At 37.1% G+C, this 17,831-nt stretch carries 17 protein-coding genes; 2 read left to right on the top strand and 15 right to left on the bottom strand.

What is annotated here, in order from left to right; all coding sequences use genetic code 11:
• Positions 1 to 70: 70 nt before the first annotated feature.
• The 3 genes from phoR to NSS97_RS23250 form a co-directional block, all read right to left on the bottom strand.
• On the bottom strand, positions 71 to 1,834 hold the full coding sequence (gene phoR, locus NSS97_RS23240) for a sensory box histidine kinase PhoR (RefSeq protein ID WP_002167588.1): 1,764 nt from the start codon (positions 1,832 to 1,834) through the stop codon (positions 71 to 73).
• Positions 1,827 to 2,546, bottom strand: a complete 720-nt coding sequence (gene phoP / locus NSS97_RS23245; protein WP_002015484.1) for a two-component system response regulator PhoP — start codon at positions 2,544 to 2,546, stop codon at positions 1,827 to 1,829. The genes phoR and phoP overlap by 8 nt, the downstream gene beginning before the upstream one ends.
• Positions 2,547 to 2,710: 164 nt before the next feature.
• Positions 2,711 to 2,947, bottom strand: a complete 237-nt coding sequence (locus tag NSS97_RS23250; RefSeq protein ID WP_044442247.1) for a hypothetical protein — start codon at positions 2,945 to 2,947, stop codon at positions 2,711 to 2,713.
• Between the two features lie 92 nt (positions 2,948 to 3,039).
• Here NSS97_RS23250 and NSS97_RS23255 point away from each other — a divergent pair, with 92 nt between their 5' ends.
• Positions 3,040 to 3,171, top strand: coding sequence for a hypothetical protein (locus NSS97_RS23255; protein ID WP_002015487.1), 132 nt, complete (start codon positions 3,040 to 3,042; stop codon positions 3,169 to 3,171).
• A 54-nt stretch (positions 3,172 to 3,225) separates the two neighbouring features.
• Here NSS97_RS23255 and NSS97_RS23260 read toward each other — a convergent pair whose 3' ends face one another.
• From NSS97_RS23260 to NSS97_RS23280, 5 genes are all read right to left on the bottom strand, one after another.
• Positions 3,226 to 3,699, bottom strand: coding sequence for a MaoC/PaaZ C-terminal domain-containing protein (locus NSS97_RS23260; RefSeq protein WP_002015489.1), 474 nt, complete (start codon positions 3,697 to 3,699; stop codon positions 3,226 to 3,228).
• 216 nt (positions 3,700 to 3,915) lie between these two features.
• Entirely contained in the window at positions 3,916 to 4,854 is a 939-nt protein-coding gene (mdh, locus tag NSS97_RS23265; RefSeq protein ID WP_107887379.1) for a malate dehydrogenase, read from the bottom strand.
• Between the two features lie 20 nt (positions 4,855 to 4,874).
• Positions 4,875 to 6,167, bottom strand: a complete 1,293-nt coding sequence (gene icd / locus NSS97_RS23270) for an NADP-dependent isocitrate dehydrogenase (RefSeq protein ID WP_002088934.1) — start codon at positions 6,165 to 6,167, stop codon at positions 4,875 to 4,877.
• A gap of 160 nt (positions 6,168 to 6,327) precedes the next feature.
• A complete protein-coding gene (gene citZ, locus NSS97_RS23275) occupies positions 6,328 to 7,476 on the bottom strand; it encodes a citrate synthase (protein ID WP_002015492.1) in 1,149 nt (382 codons plus the stop codon).
• 386 nt (positions 7,477 to 7,862) lie between these two features.
• On the bottom strand, positions 7,863 to 8,324 hold the full coding sequence (locus NSS97_RS23280) for a DUF441 domain-containing protein (protein WP_000625507.1): 462 nt from the start codon (positions 8,322 to 8,324) through the stop codon (positions 7,863 to 7,865).
• A gap of 431 nt (positions 8,325 to 8,755) precedes the next feature.
• Here NSS97_RS23280 and ytvI point away from each other — a divergent pair, with 431 nt between their 5' ends.
• The gene (gene ytvI, locus NSS97_RS23285; protein ID WP_002143350.1) at positions 8,756 to 9,874 is read left to right on the top strand and encodes a sporulation integral membrane protein YtvI; all 1,119 of its coding nucleotides are present in this window, start codon (positions 8,756 to 8,758) and stop codon (positions 9,872 to 9,874) included.
• A 474-nt stretch (positions 9,875 to 10,348) separates the two neighbouring features.
• Here the strand turns inward: ytvI and NSS97_RS23290 are convergent, their stop codons facing one another.
• The 7 genes from NSS97_RS23290 to NSS97_RS23320 all read right to left on the bottom strand — a co-directional run bounded on the left by NSS97_RS23290 (position 10,349) and on the right by NSS97_RS23320 (position 17,752).
• Positions 10,349 to 10,738 (bottom strand): FxsA family protein, encoded by a 390-nt coding sequence (locus tag NSS97_RS23290; protein ID WP_088040225.1) that lies wholly within the window; start codon positions 10,736 to 10,738, stop codon positions 10,349 to 10,351.
• Between the two features lie 230 nt (positions 10,739 to 10,968).
• Complete coding sequence (gene pyk, locus NSS97_RS23295) at positions 10,969 to 12,726, bottom strand: pyruvate kinase (RefSeq protein WP_002015497.1); 1,758 nt, start codon at positions 12,724 to 12,726, stop codon at positions 10,969 to 10,971.
• 53 nt (positions 12,727 to 12,779) lie between these two features.
• Complete coding sequence (gene pfkA / locus NSS97_RS23300; protein ID WP_002034288.1) at positions 12,780 to 13,739, bottom strand: 6-phosphofructokinase; 960 nt, start codon at positions 13,737 to 13,739, stop codon at positions 12,780 to 12,782.
• A gap of 128 nt (positions 13,740 to 13,867) precedes the next feature.
• On the bottom strand, positions 13,868 to 14,842 hold the full coding sequence (gene accA, locus NSS97_RS23305) for an acetyl-CoA carboxylase carboxyl transferase subunit alpha (RefSeq protein ID WP_000818787.1): 975 nt from the start codon (positions 14,840 to 14,842) through the stop codon (positions 13,868 to 13,870).
• Positions 14,830 to 15,699: an acetyl-CoA carboxylase, carboxyltransferase subunit beta gene (gene accD / locus NSS97_RS23310; RefSeq protein ID WP_002015500.1), complete on the bottom strand. Its 870-nt coding sequence runs from the start codon at positions 15,697 to 15,699 to the stop codon at positions 14,830 to 14,832. The genes accA and accD overlap by 13 nt, the downstream gene beginning before the upstream one ends.
• A 185-nt stretch (positions 15,700 to 15,884) precedes the next feature.
• Complete coding sequence (locus NSS97_RS23315; protein ID WP_002015502.1) at positions 15,885 to 16,529, bottom strand: FadR/GntR family transcriptional regulator; 645 nt, start codon at positions 16,527 to 16,529, stop codon at positions 15,885 to 15,887.
• 14 nt (positions 16,530 to 16,543) lie between these two features.
• Positions 16,544 to 17,752 (bottom strand): NAD(P)-dependent malic enzyme, encoded by a 1,209-nt coding sequence (locus NSS97_RS23320; protein ID WP_161793975.1) that lies wholly within the window; start codon positions 17,750 to 17,752, stop codon positions 16,544 to 16,546.
• Positions 17,753 to 17,831 lie beyond the last annotated feature (79 nt).

The raw sequence follows: 17,831 nt of genomic DNA on the forward strand, positions 1-17,831 counted from the left end.
ATATTATATTAACAGAGCTTTATTAATATTTAATTAAGCCATTGTTAATATATTGTAAATATCCTTCATCCTATTTTTCAGTAGCTGATTTTGGTAAAACAACTGTAAATGTTGTTCCTTCCCCAACCTCACTATCCACCGTAATCGTACCTTGATGCGCTTCAACTAAATGTTTTACAATTGATAAACCAAGACCCGTTCCACCCGTATTTCTACTTCTTGCTTTATCCACTCGGTAAAAGCGTTCAAAAATACGTGGGATTTCCTCTTTACTAATACCAATTCCAGTATCAGATACTTTTATATAAGCATTATATTTATCTTCTGCCAATTCAACAGAAACAACGCCTCCAGCCGGTGTATATACAATCGCATTATTAATTAAATTAATAAAGATTTGTTTCAAGCGGCCTGGATCTCCAATAACGGAAACTCGTTTCAATGCATTCACTTGTAAAGAGATTTCTTTTTCTCCCGCTTTATTATCAAGCACCATGTGAATGTCTTCAAGAAGTTCCTTCATATCAACGGTCCCCATATTTAGTTTAAACCCTTGTTGCTCGATCTTTGACAAGTCTAATAAATCTTCAATTAATCCTTGCATGCGTTCACTTTCTTTTAAAATAATATGTAAGAAATGTTCGCAGAATTTTTTATTATCCATAGCCCCATCCAAGAGCGTTTCTGAAAAACCTTTAATAGAAGTAATTGGCGTCTTTAGTTCATGAGAAACATTCGCTAAAAAGTCTTTTCTCATTTGTTCTAATTTCTTTAACTCTGTTATGTCATGGAACACAAGAACAATACCTTTCCATTCATGGTTCGTCCCAATAATTGGCGCTCCATATACTTCGAAATGCTTTCGCTCAATTCCAAGCGGCAATAACATTTGTTTACGCACTTTCACTTCTGTCATAAAGATTTCTTCCACAAGCTCAATAATTTCTGTATGATGAAACGATTCATAATATAAGCGATCTAAATATTCTTCATCTGTTACGTGGAAAGTTTCCTTATAAGAACGGTTTACAAGGTTTATATAACCGCGGCTATCAATTAAAATCATTCCACTTCCCATATTTTCAATTAACGTATGCAGACGATCCTGTTGCATTTCCTGCTCAAGAGTCATCTCTTGTAAATTACGAGCTAAAATATTAATCGCTTTACTCAGCATCCCTGTTTCATCCGAATGACTTTCATAAGCGCGTGCTTTATAATTTCCCTTCGCTAATTCAATGGCAACTTTCGTAACCGATTCAATCGGCCTAATATATTGCCCCGTAATTTTCATACCTAAAAATACGACTACGAGACAAGCGATAACAAATCCTATAATTAATAATCCCCACGTTTTTTGATGTACGTCTTTCAATGGCTCAATTGTACTTTTCACCAAAATATATCCTTGTTTTCCTGCTAGATCTTGAACGAACACCGCATGATAAAATTCATTCTTTTGATCTGTTTCTTGCGTAATCACTTTACTTCGTTGTTTTGCTGCTTCAGAAGAAAGTTCTTTAATCATCTCTTGATTAAATGCAGATGGTTGCCCTCCGCTATATTGAACTTTCTTTTTTTCATCAACAAATATAATAGAAGCTGGTATTTTTTCTTCTAACTTTTCAAATACATAAGGCTTTTTTAAAACAGCATCAAACCCTTGCTCTTCTGCTAATACCGCAACATACTGTGTCTCTTTTATCATTCTCTCTTTAGCATGATCTATATAGTAGTTTTCAAATACAGTTTCTAATAATACACCTAGCCCAACTAAAATAAAAACGATAAGAGAAACAAATGTAAAAAGAAGCCTGGAACGAAACTTATTCATCCACTTTTGGCTCCTCTAATTTATAACCTAAACCACGTATCGTTTTAATGTACGTCGGTTTTTTCGTATTTTGTTCAATTTTATCGCGCAAATGGCTAATATGGACATCAACAATTCTTGTATCACCGGCAAAATCATAATTCCATACAGCACTTAATAATTGGTCACGAGTTAATACACGACTTTTATTTTTCGCAAGATAAACAAGTAACTCAAATTCTTTCGGTGTTAATTCCAGTTTCCTTCCTTGGAAGTACGCTTCATAAAACTCCGGTAAAATTTTAAGCTCTGCAATTTTGATGCTCTCTTCATCTGGCGATTCTGAAACTTGTTCTTCCTGCTGTAATTTCGTACGGCGCAAAATCGCCTTCACACGAGCAACAACTTCCCTTGGACTAAATGGCTTCGTCATATAATCATCAGCCCCAAGCTCAAGACCTAGCACCTTATCAAATTCATCATCTTTTGCTGTTAACATTAAAATCGGCGTCATAATACGCTGCAATCGTAATTCTTTACAAACTTCCATACCATCCATTTTTGGAAGCATTAAATCTAATATAATTAAATCTGGGCGTTCTGTAGTCGCTTTTTGAAGCGCCATTTCTCCATCCATTGCTGTAATAACTTCAAACCCAGCTTGTTGTAAATTAAATTCAATTAAAGTTAAGATAAATTCCTCATCATCAACTACTAAAATACGATTGTTCATTCTTTTCCTCCAAGTTATAGACTTGAAACCTTCTTCATCCTAGTATTTTCCCCGTTATTCTCATCATACTAGAAAACAAGGTCTCCCTCAATATAATTGTCTATTCATGGAGCTCGTTTGTACTAGAGTTTCGGAAAATAAAAGCAATCGTAACTTCATTCCCTCTATCCGGTCGCTATCCAAACTTTATAGATGAATCTATCTTTTTTAAACTCTTCTTCCGTATGAACTATAAACTCTCGATTTTGCGCTAGGAAAAACGAAAGAGCATACGCTATTTTATAATCTGGTGTTTCATATCCATCAAATACTTTCCCGTACATTTCATTTGCGATTGAATCGGCCCATACTTCAGCTTCTCTTATCGTTTCAAAGCTAACGTCTTCTCTTTTCCACTTCATCAAAAAAAACCTCCCCCCTTAATTGACTTCAATTACCAATAATCATATTATTAATTTAAATATATAAATAAATTCGATAAAAGGGGGCTATTATGCGAATATTACTACCTATTTTAACTTTAGTAGTAACATGTTTCCTTACTTTTAACGTACCTAGCTGGGATACGATTAAAACAGGTTGTTCAGAATTTGCTGAAGGGTTCAAAGAAGGATTTTTCAACTAAAATAGCGCTAGCCCCTTATAAAAGGTATGCTAGCGCTATTCATATTTTCATATTTTAAAAATTATCTAATGCTTTTTCCATAATGGAAACAGATTTAAAAGGTGGTGTTACTGTTAATGAACCTTTTACAACAGTTTCTCCTTTTTCATCATGAGCAAATACAAGCATATCAATTGTATGTTCCTCCTCTGAAACAGCCACAACTTCAAAGTGGATTTGTAACGTTTCATAATGGTGAACATGTTTCACGAACGTAAGGTCCTTCCTAGTAATATGACTACCTGGACCTGGTAAATATTTCGTAACCGCCGTTGTAATCAGTCCCGTTAGCATAATGCTTGGGACAATCGGCTTTTCATACGGAGTTTGGGATGCGTAATCATGCTGAATATATAATGGATTGGCATCATTCGTTAACCCTAAGTACAATAACAAATCTTTATCCTCAATTTTTTCAGTGATAGATAATTTCTCTCCTACTGTAATTTCATCCATTCTACGACCAATTTGAACTTTTTTCTTTAACATGTTACAACCCCCTCCGATTTTTTCACCTTATTATCCTACTAAAAGCGATACCTTATCCGAAATTTACTGTGATGAGGGCAGTGTATAGTATAAGTCTATAGTTTCATTATAGGATACACCGAATGATAGCGTTTTCATATTATTTCAAAAAAACATTTCAATATATAGTAGAAAAAGATTCGGGGCCCCGAATCTTTTTCCACTTATATTTAATTATTAAACAAGAACTTTCATAACTTTACGTACAGATTCTACAGAGCGATCTAACGCTTCTTTCTCATCTGCAAGAAGTTCTAATTCAATAATTTTTTCAATTCCGTTACCACCTAGAATTACTGGTACCCCTAAGTAAAGGTCACTATAACCATATTCACCTTCAAGGTACGCAATAGCTGGTAATACACGGCGTTGATCTTTCAAGATCGCTTCTGTCATTTCAACTAAAGAAGCTGCTGGCGCATAATATGCACTACCGTTTCCTAATAAGCCTACAATCTCACCGCCACCTTTACGTGTACGTTCTACGATTGCTTCTAAACGCTCTTTTGGAATTAATGTTTCTAACGGAATGCCACCTGCATAGGAATAGCGTACAAGAGGTACCATATCGTCACCATGTCCACCAAGAACAAATCCTGTAATGTCTTTCACAGAAAGGTTTAACTCTTGTGAAATAAATGTACGGAAACGAGCTGTATCTAATACGCCCGATTGACCGATAACACGCTCTTTCGGGAATCCTGCTTCTTTAAATACAGAATATGTCATTGCATCAACTGGATTTGTTAATACAAGAATAATCGCATTTGGTGAATGTTTTGCAATGTCGCGCGTAATACTTTTCATAATTTTAGAGTTTGTTGCTACTAAGTCATCACGGCTCATACCAGGCTTACGCGCAATACCTGCTGTAATAACGACAACGTCAGAATCAGCAGTATCTGCGTAATCAGATGTACCAATAATGTTAGCATCAAAACCTTGTACTGGGCTCGCTTCTAACATATCTAACGCTTTCCCTTTTGTTGGATTTTCCAGCTGTGGAATGTCCACTAATACAACATCTGCAAGTTCTTTTTGTGCTAATAAGAATGCTGTTGTTGCTCCTGTAAATCCTGCACCGATGACTGAAACTTTCTTGCGTTTGATTGTCATAATTTACCCCCCCGCTTTAATTATGCGTTTTTGATTATCGCTACATCCATGTTTTTAATAAGTTCATTAGCGAACTCAGAACATTTCACTTCTGTTGCACCTTCCATTAAGCGTGCGAAATCATAAGTTACTACTTTTGATTCAATTGTTTTCTCAACTGAATCAGTTACTAAATTCGCAGCTTCGTTCCATCCTAAGTGCTCTAATAATAATACACCAGAAAGAAGAACAGAAGATGGATTTACTTTATCTAAACCTGCATATTTTGGAGCTGTACCGTGTGTAGCTTCAAAGATAGCATGTCCAGTCACATAGTTAATGTTTGCACCAGGTGCAATACCAATTCCACCTACTTGTGCAGCAAGTGCATCCGAGATGTAGTCTCCATTTAAGTTCATTGTTGCAACAACATCGAACTCACGTGGACGAGTTAAAATTTGTTGTAAGAAGATGTCTGCAATAGAATCTTTTACGATGATTTTTCCAGCCACTTCAGCGTCTGCCATCGCTTTATTCGCTGCATCTTTGCCATCTTTTTCAACAATGCGATCATATTCAGCCCAAGTAAATACTTTGTCGCCAAATTCTTGTTCAGCTACTTCGTAACCCCAGTTTTTGAAAGCACCTTCTGTAAATTTCATAATGTTTCCTTTATGAACTAATGTAACAGAAGAACGTTTTTCGTTAATTGCATATTGAATTGCAGCGCGAACAAGACGCTTTGTCCCTTCCTCTGAAATTGGTTTAATACCAATCCCTGATGTTTCTGGGAAGCGGATTTTATTAACACCCATTGCTTCTTTTAAGAAAGCAAGAACTTTTTCTGCTTCTGGAGAACCTTGTGCATATTCAATTCCAGCGTAAATGTCTTCTGTATTTTCACGGAAAATAACCATATCAGTATCTTCCGGACGTTTTACAGGTGAAGGAACACCTTCAAAATAACGAACTGGACGTAGACATACATATAAATCTAATTCTTGACGAAGCGCTACGTTTAGAGAACGAATACCACCGCCAACTGGAGTTGTAAGTGGACCTTTAATTGCGATTAAATATTCACGAATTAAATTTAAAGTCTCTTCTGGTAACCACTCGCCTGTTTGGTTGAATGCTTTTTCCCCTGCAAGCACTTCTTTCCAAACGATTTTCTTCTCACCATCATAAGCTTTTTCAACTGCTGCTTCTATTACGCGAGATGCTGCAGCCCAAATATCAGGACCAATTCCATCTCCTTCGATAAATGGAATAATCGGATTGTTTGGTACATTCATAACACCATTAGTTACAGTAATTTTTTCACCTGTCGTCAATGTGATAACCCCCATGTTTGAAATTTCATATGTATGAAACTGAGGGAATAACCCCTCAGTTTAAACCGTTAGTCAAATTAAAATATTCTAATCATTACATCTTCCCAAAAAAATCAGACTTTTGAAAGCGTATTTTCACTATCAAAATAGTGTTTTTCGCTTATCGTTGCGCTAGCGGAACGTACACTTGATGTGTCGGTCCATCATAATCAGCACGCGGACGGATTAAACGGTTGTTTTCATATTGTTCTAGAATATGAGCTAACCAGCCTGACATACGGCTAATTGCAAAGATAGGTGTAAATAAGTCATGGTCAATTCCTAAACAATGGTATACAGAAGCTGAATAGAAATCAACATTTGGTGGAAGACCTTTTTCTTTTGTTACAATGTCTTCAATTTTGATAGACATATTATACCATTTGTCTTCTCCTAAAAGCACGCATAATCTCTTAGACATTTCGCGTAAGTGTTTCGCGCGTGGATCACCATGCTCATATACGCGATGACCAAATCCCATAATTTTCACTTTATTTTGAAGAGCATTATGAATATATGATTCTACATTTTCTTCTTCGCCAATTTCAGTTAACATCTTCATTACATTTTCATTTGCCCCGCCGTGAAGAGGACCTTTTAATGCACCGATTGCTGCTGTAATACCAGAATACACATCTGAAAGTGTAGCTACGCAAACACGTGCAGTAAATGTAGAAGCATTTAACTCATGATCGGCATGAAGTACAAGTGCCTTATCAAAAGCCTCAATTTCAACTTCATTTGGCTCACGATCATTTAACATGTACAAGAAGTTTGCAGCTAATGATAGATCTTTTCTTGGCTCAACAACATCTAAACCTTTGCGAATTCTTGCATAAGCCGCAATTAAAGTTCCGACTTGAGCCTGTAATTTAACCGCTTTCAAATAATTAGACTTTCCATCCATTATTTCAGCGCTCTCATCATATAATGATAGCATGGAAATCGCAGTTCGTAAAACCGACATCGGGTGCGCGATTTTTAAATCTACTTGTTTCAAATATGTTAAAATCTCACCTGGTACTTTATAGTATTCAGATACTGTTCCACTAAATTCCGCTAGTTCTTTTTCGTTAGGAAGCTTGCGGTGCCATAATAAGTACACTACTTCTTCGAACGTAGCATTCTCAGCTAAATCATCAATATTATACCCAACATAAGTTAATGTATCATCAATAATAGAGCTCACAGATGATGTTGTTGCTACTACCCCTTCTAAACCTCGAATAACAGTCATGACATTCTCTCCTTTTCCTGAAAATTCTCCCAATCTTGCTCCTTATATCTATTTGCTCCCCTTATAAATTATGAACGCTCGTTCACTCTTTAGGCAAGCAAAATGCACGTTCATGCAAATTTATTGCGATGTTCCCCTCTTATTGTCCATTGCTTACATGGAAAGCATGAGCGTGAATGTCTCCCCGAATCCTCACGCTCAGAACAACAAGTTAGTGAGGAAATTGAATTCCGAAGAGTTTATGATAAAAACAACATAAAACAATATCATTATAAAATTGTTTTATGTTGTTTTTATTTTATCTGGTGTAAAGTCTCTGCTGTTATGTAACTTTTCAAAGTTTCTAATCCTATTATAAACAATTATCTGACTTTTGTGAACAGAAAGAATTCAAAAATTTTATATTACTATAAAATTTCTTATTTAAACATCTGTATAATACTCATAACTGCATAGGCAATTCCAGCCCCAATTAATGGGCCTACAGCGACTCCATTAAATAAAGCTACAGCTATAATTGTCCCAAAAACAAGTGCGGTTGTAATATGTGGGTCCGTCGTCAATAATTGTACGCCGCCTTTCGCTAACAAAGCGACCGCCACACCTGAGGCTAAAGCAATCCATGCATAATACGATTTCGCTGCTTCTCCGAGTTGTTTAAAGCCTATTTCCCCTGTCGCAATCGGTACGAGCACTGCTATTGTAATGACTGTTACACCAAGGTTAATCCCTTTCGTTTGTAGATAAGGAAAGACTTTATCTCCTAAAAACGTAAACTTCAATAAGAATAACACTCCAATAGCTACAGTAAGCGATTGGTTTTTAGCAATAAGTCCTATAATAAGTAGTATGAATAAAAATAACGTTGACTGACTAATCATGTTTGCACTTCCTTTCTGAAAATAATGAACTCGCTTCCAAACAAAAATACCTTTAAACCTATCGTTATACATGCTATATCGATGCGTATTTGCCAATTATAATAAAGAAACAAATTGATTTTCATGCGCATTTCAAAATTACAAACAAGACTTTAACCAGAAAAAAATAAAGCATGCATATACATTTAAAAGCGGATGTCTCTCCTTTCTTTTATAATAAGAAACAGGTAAAATAAAAAGGAGAGAAAATGAAGTTTTTACCATATAGTAGAAGCATCACCAACAAGCTTCTGTAGTCATTAATCCGCTGCAGAAGCAGGCTAAATCCATCATTCCACTATAACATAAAGTGAAACTTTGATCAGTGAATCTCACTAGTTATAAGTTGAACGAATTAGGATAATCCAAATTGGAATGGGAGGTATACATCTTTGAACCGAAACTTACTATATATGATATTACGACTCATGTTTGTCATTGTAGCAACGGTAGTTGGGTTCTATGCATTGCTGTACATGTCAGGCCTTATCTACCCTTTTATTATCGCTTTTGCATTCGCTTATTTGATTAATCCTGTCGTCAATTTCCTTAATCAAAAACTACAATTCCCTCGCGCATTAGCGGTACTCGTTAGCTTAATTCTCGTATTCGGAGCTATCGTTGGACTTGTTACATACCTTGTAACTGAAGCAATATCTGCCACAACGTACTTACTACAAATTGTTACAGTTAAGTTTCCTGATATCGTTGCATTCGCCCAACAATTTGCACTTAATCATATTATGCCTCTCTATGATGATTTAATCTCTAAATTTAATCATCTCGGAGAACCACAGCGATACACTATTACACAAAACATTCAAAACTTAGGCACCGAAGCAACGACACAAATGAAAGAACTTTTAACCGCCATTATAAGTGGGTTAACAAATTTCATTAGTGCATTACCAACAACTTTAACTGTCCTTGTCTTCGTCTTATTAGCCACCTTCTTCATTAGTTACGATTGGCACCGTCTTGCTCATAAAGTAAGAAAACTTCTACCTAATCGTTTGCATGGATACGGAAAAACTATTTTTGTCGATTTAAGAAAAGCTTTGTTTGGTTTTGTTAAAGCGCAACTTACACTCGTATCTATGACAACTATCATTGTACTAATCGGCCTTTTAATATTACGCGTGCCATACGCAATTACTATCGCGATTATTACAGGGGTTGTAGATTTACTCCCGTATTTAGGAACTGGAGCCGTCTTCGTTCCTTGGGTTATATACGTATTTTTCACAGGCGATACTGCATTCGCCATCGGTCTTCTCATCCTATACATCGTCGTGATTGTCCAAAGACAAATCATGGAGCCAAAAGTACTTTCATCTAATATTGGACTAGATCCATTAGCGACACTCATCGCTCTATTTGTCGGCTTTAAGCTCTTTGGTTTTTTAGGATTAATCATCGGTCCAGTCATATTAGTACTACTTAATACATTACACAAAGCTCATGTATTCCACGACTTATGGAAATTCATTAAGGGTTCACCATCAAAATAATATTTCCTAATTCATACACAATAAAAAATCAACTGTAATCAGTGGGAAATTCCCACTGATTATTCACTGTACTTTTTTGTACTACCTACATCTATAAGAGAATTTCCTAAAAAAGGATAATCCTCTTATTTTTTTGCATAAAAACGCATATTTTAAGACAAAAATACATTTTTATTCTATATAATTTATAATTATTACTTACATTTATTACTTATTGTGTAAATGAATAAATATACAAAACAAGGCAGATGAACCCTTTAATCAGTAATTTTTCTTCTCCTGTCTAACTTCTGCTCACTAGTCGAATCTTACTACAAGCAAAAAACATCATCCTAATGTAACACTTTTCATTCACAAGAACCCTCTGCATCCTGTCGTTTAATAACTAACAAAAATCCAACCCGAGCAGGAAGCTAAAAATTGACTATAAGTGGCAAATAAAAAAATAACGCGTAGATCGCTATAATCCACGCGTTATTTCTGAACAATAATAGTAGTTCTCTTTCTAAATTTCCAATCAATCCACTTCATAACAGCCGGCTTCAATAAAGCCCTCGTTATAGGAACAACAAAGATAAAACCTATTATATCCGTCACATATCCAGGCAGCACTAAAAGAATACCTCCTACGAATATAAAAATACCATCTAGAACCGTATCACCCGGCATTTCTCCTCTATTTAACCTAAATTGAATCTCTCTAAGTACTTTAAACCCTTGTCGTTTCGCCAAATATACACCCACAATACCCGTAAATACAATCATAGCGAACGTAGACCATAAACCTATTACATGACTCGATCCTATTAACACCGTAATCTCAATCGCCGGCACTAAAATAAGTAAGAACAGTAACCACTTCATAGCTCGCACTCCTTCATATTTCATTTAAAAGGTTTGAAAGTATCACCCTTACAAACCCCCTTATAAGCCCCTTAAAACGCTCATACAAGCTTCACGAAGGACAAATAACCCTCTCCCACTAAACATTATAATAAACGTTTTTCAAAGCGATTTCAGGCATTTAAAGCTATCTCTATCTTTTTTGTGTAAAAAAAAGAGAAGGACTCCGATCCTTCTCTCCGTATTACTTCTTATAGCACTTCCGCATGTCCATTATAAACAATTCCGCGTGCTGCATCAACTGTTACTTCTTGGCCATTTTTTAAAGTTGTTGTTACGCCGTTTACACCAACGATAACAGGAATACCGATTGATACACCTACAACAGCTGCATGGCTTGTTAGACCGCCTTCTTCTACAACTAGAGCAGCAGCTTTTTCAATTGCAGGAATCATATCTTTATCTGTGCTTGTTGTAACAAGGATATCACCTTTGTTTACGTTCGCTACAGCTTCAGCAGCTGTTTTCGCTACAACTACTTTACCTTTTGCAGATTTACGACCGATTCCTTGCCCTTTAGCAACTTTTTCACCAACAACGTGGATTTTCATTAAGTTTGTTGTACCAGTTTCAGCAACTGGAACACCAGCAGTGATTACTACAGTATCTCCAAGTCCGATTAGACCCGCATCCATACCTGTTTGAATTGCTGTATCTAACATTTCGTCAGTAGAAGCTGCACGTTTCTCAGACATAAATGCTTGAACACCCCAAACAAGTGCAAGACGACGTCCTACTTGCTCGTCAGATGTTACAGCTACGATTGGAGATTTCGGACGGTATTTAGAGATCATTTTCGCAGTATGTCCACTTTCTGTTGGAGCTACGATTGCAGCTACATCAAGAGCAAGTGCTGTGTGCGCAACAGATTGGCTAATTGCATCTGTAATTGTTGGTGTGAACTCTTTAATACGTTTTTTGAACATATCTTCATATTGTAATGATTTTTCAACACGTACCGCAATGTTAGCCATCATTGTTACAGCTTCTACAGGGTATTGACCCGCAGCAGTTTCACCTGAAAGCATGATTGCATCTGTTCCATCGAAGATTGCGTTTGCTACGTCACTTGCTTCCGCACGAGTTGGACGTGGGTTACGTTGCATAGAATCTAACATTTGTGTTGCAGTAATAACTGGTTTGCCTAATACGTTACATTTTTTGATTAGACGTTTTTGTACTAATGGTACTTCTTCTGGTGGAATTTCTACACCCATATCACCACGAGCAACCATTAAACCGTCAGAAACTTCTAAGATTGAATCGATGTTGTCGATACCCTCTTGGTTTTCGATTTTTGGTACGATTTGGATGTATTGAGCGTTATGCCCTTCTAATAATTCACGAATTTCTAATACATCAGATGCTTTACGTACGAAAGATGCTGCGATGAAATCAACTTTTTGCTCGATACCGAAAACGATATCTTGCACGTCTTTTTCAGTGATACCTGGAAGCTTAATGCTTACGTTTGGTACGTTAACACCTTTTTTATTTTTTACAGTTCCGCTGTTTAATACTTTTGTACGGATGTTTCCGTCAGCTTTCTCGATTACTTCTAGTTCGATAAGACCGTCATCGATTAGAATACGAGAGCCTGGATCAACATCATCATAAAGGCCAGCATAAGATACAGAGAACTTCTCTGCAGTTCCTAATACTTGTTCAGTAGAAAGAATTACTTCTGCACCTGTTACAAGCTCAGCTTGTCCGTCTACGAAGTCATGTGTACGGATTTCTGGACCTTTTGTATCAAGTAAGATACCAACTGTTTTACCAGTTTTCTTTGAAGCTTCACGAATATTTTTAATACGAGCTCCATGCTCTTCATGGCTACCATGAGAGAAGTTTAAACGAGCAACGTTCATACCCGCTTCCATTAATTGCTCTAATTTCTCAATACTTTCACTAGCAGGACCTATAGTACATACAATTTTAGTTTTACGCATATTGCACCTCCGAAAATTATGAAACCGTTCCCAAATACAAGGCATTAAGCCGATTAGATAGATAATTCTTTAGATAATTGATACATATCTTTATCGATTGTATGCTTTTGAGCTAACGCTTCGATAATGTCATGATCAACAAGTTTATTATTTTGAATACCAACACAACGTCCGCCATTACCAGCAATTAATAATTCAACTGCTCTTGCGCCAAGACGACTAGCTAATACACGGTCTTGTGCACTTGGTGATCCACCACGTTGTACGTGACCTAATACAGTTACACGAGTATCAAAGCTTGTTGCTTCTTCAATGTGCTTACCGATGTCAATTGCACTTCCAACACCTTCAGCTACAACGATAATACTGTGCTTTTTACCACGTTCACTACCGCGTTTCAGACGAGCGATAACATCTTCCATGTCATACTTTTCTTCTGGAATTAAGATAGTTTCTGCACCATCAGCTAAACCAGCCCATAATGCGATATCTCCAGCGTGACGTCCCATTACTTCGATAACATATGTACGTTCATGAGATGTAGCTGTATCACGGATTTTATCAATTGCATCAATAACAGTGTTTAAAGCTGTATCAAAACCAATTGTGAAGTCTGTTCCAGGGATATCATTGTCGATTGTACCTGGTACACCTACACATGGGAATCCTTGCTCAGTTAATTTTTTTGCGCCTTGGTACGAACCATCTCCACCAATAACGACAAGTCCTTCAATACCATGTTTCTTTAATTGCTCGATTCCTTTTAGTCGTACTTCTGGGTCTTTAAACTCAGGACATCTTGCTGTATATAATTTTGTACCACCACGGTGGATAATATCGCCAACAGAACCAAGTTCTAATTTTTCAATATGACCAGAAATTAAACCAGCGTATCCATGGTAAATACCATATACTTCAATATCATGGAAAATCGCTTTACGAACAACTGCACGAATGGCAGCATTCATACCAGGTGAATCTCCACCACTTGTTAATACACCAATACGTTTCATTTGTACTCACCTCATAAAGATTATTTGCCTTATAATAAAATAACACGAAAAAATACAAAAACACAATGGAGAAGATGTGTCTTTTCATAATAAAAACGTGCATTCGCGAAGAGGAACGCACGCTTTTCTTATTTTATCCCAATGGAAGCGTTTGAAAACGAAACTTGCCCAATTTTCATATATTTTTCATAACGTTTTTCGATTAATTCATCTTTCGAAATTCCGCTTAATTGTTCAAAAGTTTTCTTAAGCATTAAATCTATATTTTCTGATTGTTTCAAAACATTACGATGTGCTCCGCCTTTTGCCTCTGGAATAATTTCGTCAATTACACCTAATTCTTTCAAATCTAATGCTGTAATTTTCATCGCTTCTGCAGCTTCTTTTGCTTTACCAGCATCTTTCCAAAGAATCGCCGCCGCACCCTCTGGTGTAATAACAGAATAAGTGGAATTTTCCAGCATATGAATGTAATCTCCTACTCCAAGACCTAACGCACCACCGCTACCACCTTCACCGATAACGATACAAATAACAGGTACAGTTAAACCCGCCATTTCAAATAAATTACGGGCAATTGCCTCACTTTGTCCACGTTCTTCAGCTGCTTTACCAGGATAAGCTCCCTTCGTATCGATGAAACAAATAATGGGACGATTAAACTTTTCCGCTTGTTTCATTAGACGCAGTGCTTTTCGATATCCTTCTGGATGAGGCATCCCAAAATTACGACGAATATTTTCTTTCGTATCTTTTCCGCGTTGGTGCCCAATTACAGTTACGGGCATCCCCTTATATTTCGCAATGCCGCCGACAATCGCTGCATCGTCGCCAAATAGGCGATCTCCATGACATTCAAAAAAATTAGTAAATAAGTGCTCAATATAATCGAGCGTTGTCGGTCGTTCTGCATGACGAGCAATTTGAACACGGTCCCATACTTTCATATTGCCGTATATATCTTCCTCTAGTTTTTCTAGCTTGTCTTCCAAAATACGAATCTCCTCACTGAAGTCCATCTGGCTGTTTTTCGTATAGTCTTTCAGTTCACGAATCTTATTTCTTAGCTCAACAACTGGTTTTTCAAATTCTAGCTCTGCCATACAGCCATTTCCCCCCCTTGATGAACTTCTAAAATCTTACGGAGTGATTCTCTCATATCATCACGATGCACCACTGCATCTAATTGACCGTGCTCTAGTAAAAATTCTGCCGTTTGGAAATCTTCCGGTAGTTTCTCACGCACTGTTTGTTCAATTACGCGTCTACCAGCAAATCCGATAAGTGCACCTGGCTCTGCAAGATTGTAATCACCAAGTGAAGCGAAACTCGCTGAAACCCCGCCCGTCGTTGGGTGAGTCATAACAGAAATAAATAACCCTCCTGCATTACTATGCTTTTTCAAAGCTACGCTTGTTTTTGCCATTTGCATTAAACTTAATATCCCTTCTTGCATACGAGCACCACCCGAAGCAGTAAAGATAATAAATGGAACTTGTAAGTCGTATGCCTTTTCAACCGCACGGGCAATTTTCTCTCCTACAACAGAGCCCATGCTGCCCATTCGAAAACGAGAATCCATTACTGCAACAACAACAAGCATGTCATCAATTGTTCCTTCACCAGTTACAACCGCTTCATTCAATTTAGTCTTCTTACGATCGTTTTCTAGTTTCTCTTCATATCCCGGAAACTCAAGTGGATTTAGTGAAACCATCTCTTTGTCATACTCACGAAATGAACCTTCGTCCAATATACTATCAAGGCGTTCCCATGCATTCATCGGATGATGATATCCACAATTCACGCATACTTTTAAATTTTTAAGAAGCTCTTTCGTATACATGATTTTTTTGCATTTCGGACATTTTGTCATAACGCCATCTGGTACATCTTTTCGTACTTGTTCTGAAGGTATTGCAGCGTACTTTTTCTTTTTCACGAATAAATCTCTTAGCACAATTTGACCCCCTTCATTGAGAGCTAAGGTTAGCGTAAGAAGAAAATGGGGCTAACACCAATGTTTGATGTTAGCCTTATCTTCTCAATCTGTCTAATAACCTCTCTCTTTACGTTTAACTTTAACCGCTATGCGGTAGAATGTTTGTCATAACGTGTCATGGTCATTTCGACAAATTTTATACATTACGAGTGAAACTGTATATTCTCTACTAATTCATCGTAAATTTTTAATGCATCATTTTCTTGTTTCACTTCCAAAGTAGCATAAAGCTTTCTATACATTTCGATAGAATCTCCTGAAACTTCACAAGAAAGAGTTGCAACGTAATCATTTACGATCATCCAAATGCGATAGAGTAAATAATTATCGAATTGTTCAATAAGTGTTTTAAAGAACGTTTGATGAAGCACCGGAATTGAGCTTTCATTTTCTTCAAGCACTTGGTGTAATTTACTTAGTACTTCAGAAAACGTTTCTTTCGGTAAATTACATACAAGTCGAATCATATCTTTCTCAAGCAATCGTTTTGTTTGTAATAAATCACGAATTGTTTTCTCATCTTGCAGCAAGAACGGAGCAATTAATTGTACAAGACCGTTATCGTAAAAGTTTCGAATAAACGTTCCCTCACCACGTCTCGTTTCAATTAATCCTACCAGCTCTAACGCACGTAATGCTTCTCTTACAGAGGAACGTCCAACATTTAAGCGTGAACTTAACTCACGCTCAGATGGCAAACGATCCCCTGCTACTAAACAATCCTCTTCCATAATGGAACGGATTTTTTTTACAATTTCGAGATATACTTTTGTATTTGATGATGTCAATGGAAATTCCTCGCTTATTCTTTACCAATCAGCGCTAATTGTTTTGTTTTCTCAGCGACTTCATTTGGATCTACTTGACGGCGAGCTACTCCTGTCTCCATTGCTGCTTTCGCAACGTAAGCCGCTACTTGAGGCGCTACACGCGCGTCAAATGGTGCTGGAATGATATGATCTGCATTCAACTCATCCTCTGATACAAGCTCTGCAATGGCCTGTACAGCTGCCATCTTCATTTCTTCATTAATTTGTGTCGCATGTACATCAAGTGCACCGCGGAAAATCCCTGGGAACGCTAGTACATTATTTACTTGGTTCGGGAAGTCAGAACGACCTGTTCCAACAACAGCTGCGCCCGCTGCTTTTGCCAATTCTGGCATAATTTCTGGAACCGGATTCGCCATTGCAAAAATAATTGCATCGTCATTCATTGTACGAACCATCTCTTCAGTTAATGCACCTGCTGCAGATACACCAATGAATACGTCCGCACCTTGTAAAACGTCAGCTAAAGAACCTTCTATACGACTCTTATTTGTATATTTTGCAACTTCATCTTTCACCGGATTCATACCGACAGGACGACCTTCATAGATTGCACCTTTACGGTCACACATAATAACGTCACGTACACCATAGCGATATAAAAGTTTAATGATTGCAATACCTGCTGCACCTGCACCATTTGCGACAACTTTAATGTCAGACATTTTCTTTCCAACTAACTTCAGCGCGTTCACAAGGCCTGCTACTGTTACGATAGCTGTTCCGTGTTGATCATCATGGAATATTGGAATGTTTGTTTCTTTTTTCAAACGTTCTTCAATAACGAAGCAGTTTGGCGCTGCGATATCTTCTAAGTTTACACCGCCAAAAGTTGGCTCCATTAATTTTACAGTTTCAACAATTTTATCTACATCGTTTGTATTTAAGGCAATTGGGAATGCATCTACACCAGCAAAGCTCTTGAATAATACAGCTTTACCTTCCATTACTGGAAGAGATGCTTCAGGTCCAATGTTACCAAGACCAAGTACAGCCGTTCCATCTGTCACAACTGCTACCATATTTCCCTTCATTGTATATTCATATACCTTACTTTTATCGTCATAAATTTCTTTACAAGGCTCTGCAACCCCTGGAGAATATGCAAGACTTAAATCTTTTGCATTTTCTACTTTTACTTTTGATACAGTTTCTAATTTTCCTTGATGCACTTTATGCATGTGAAGTGCTTCTTCACGAAGTGTTGACAAACTATCCACTCTCCTCAAATTATGCTTGCTGATATCAATTTCTCCAAGT

This window comes from Bacillus sp. FSL R12-0074, from assembly GCF_038005725.1.
Classification (GTDB): Bacteria; Bacillota; Bacilli; order Bacillales; family Bacillaceae_G; genus Bacillus_A; species Bacillus_A mycoides.